Annotated in this window: 1 protein-coding gene and 1 pseudogene; both read left to right on the top strand. The window is 55.2% G+C overall.

The window, feature by feature from the left end:
* Positions 1 to 338 (top strand): annotated as a pseudogene (locus tag RYA97_RS07630) (type VI secretion system tip protein VgrG); the annotation flags it as partial.
* Complete coding sequence (locus tag RYA97_RS07625) at positions 335 to 1,216, top strand: DUF4123 domain-containing protein (protein WP_005772052.1); 882 nt, start codon at positions 335 to 337, stop codon at positions 1,214 to 1,216. The pseudogene RYA97_RS07630 and the gene RYA97_RS07625, both read left to right, overlap by 4 nt.
* Positions 1,217 to 1,344: the final 128 nt, after the last annotated feature.

The following is a 1,344-nucleotide window of genomic DNA, read 5'->3' as shown; positions in this document are numbered from 1 at the left end:
TAGTTGATGGGTTACTGGCACACGCCGGGCAGGAAATTCATCTCAAGGCCGGTAACAAGCTGATCATCGAAGCAGGGCTGGAGATCACCTTCAAAGCCGGTGGCTCCTTTATCAAAATCGACGCCGGCGGCGTGACGGTCAACGGCTCGCAGGTGAAGCTCAACTCAGGAGGCAGTCCTGGGAAAGGCTCGGAGGCGGCCCCGCTCTTGCCAGATCTGGCAGTACAGCCAGATAGGGGCGATTCAGGTGAAATGCTGGTTCCCGCACAGACACAGGCGATAAAACGCACGCCATTTTGTGAGGAATGCGCACAAGCAGCCGAGAAGGCAAACAAATGAATCAGGCCAATTATCTGTTGGTTGATGGCATGTTGCGGTCTGGGGCCGTAAAGCAACTTTATCGGCGTGACGAGCATCTTGAGATCGTTCCGCTGTATCTGGGCACACGTTGGGCTGGCGTCATGGATCTAGGGCCGATACTTGTACACGCACCTTATCCATCCAGACTGATAGAAGAGTGGCACCAATATCCTGAACAGCGGGCCGACGGCTGCATTTTTTTCAGCGATGCGCCTTTGAAAATCGTCTCGGCGCATTTGCAGCATTTTCTGAACCCGGTCGATTACCTGGGTAACTCAAGTCTGCTGCGTTTTGCAGATCCGCTGGTGATGCATTACTGGCTATCCAGCTACGGAGCTGAACAGTTGAGCCCGACGCTCGGGCCTATAGATCAACTGTGGGTCCAATCCCCTTTACGCAGTTGGCAGCGTAGTCTCGGCTCAACCATCACCACATTTGTTAATCAACGTCCGCAACAAACCTCTCAGCAGGGCTTCACTCTGCTGTGCGATCCGCAGTTGAAAGCCTTTGAAAGCTGTTATCGATGGCTGTTCGAAGAACGTATTCATGACTGGGTCAAGGCTCACGATCCGCAAGCCTTCGTGAAGCAAAGTGATGATCAGATCGAAAGCTGGCTGAATCGAGCTTTGGACAGCGGGCTCGCGTGGGGACTTATCAGTGAATACGCATTAGCGACATGGGCCGACATCTGCCACGACTGGGGTCTGGATTTCATCAACTCGCCACAAGGTCACTGCACCTCCTGGCAGACTTTATACCCCGAGCATCAGCACCTGGCCCCGGAACTGCGCATAGCCGCGCTTGATGAACACCGTCAAAAAGTCCGTAACAACAGGGATGCCCCGCATGACCGATAAACACGGCACACACCAGCAACGACGTGCCGCACTGTTCCCCAAGACTCCGGCGACGGCCACCAGCCTTTGTCCGTTCAGAGGACCGAACGTCGCCATCGTGCCGGTGCGCTACGCGCTGGATCGCTCCC

The sequence above is a fragment of the Pseudomonas syringae group sp. 26L6 genome (genome assembly GCF_032587815.1).
In the GTDB taxonomy this organism is placed as follows: Bacteria; Pseudomonadota; Gammaproteobacteria; order Pseudomonadales; family Pseudomonadaceae; genus Aquipseudomonas; species Aquipseudomonas amygdali.
This window is presented reverse-complemented; position numbering and strand designations above follow the sequence as displayed.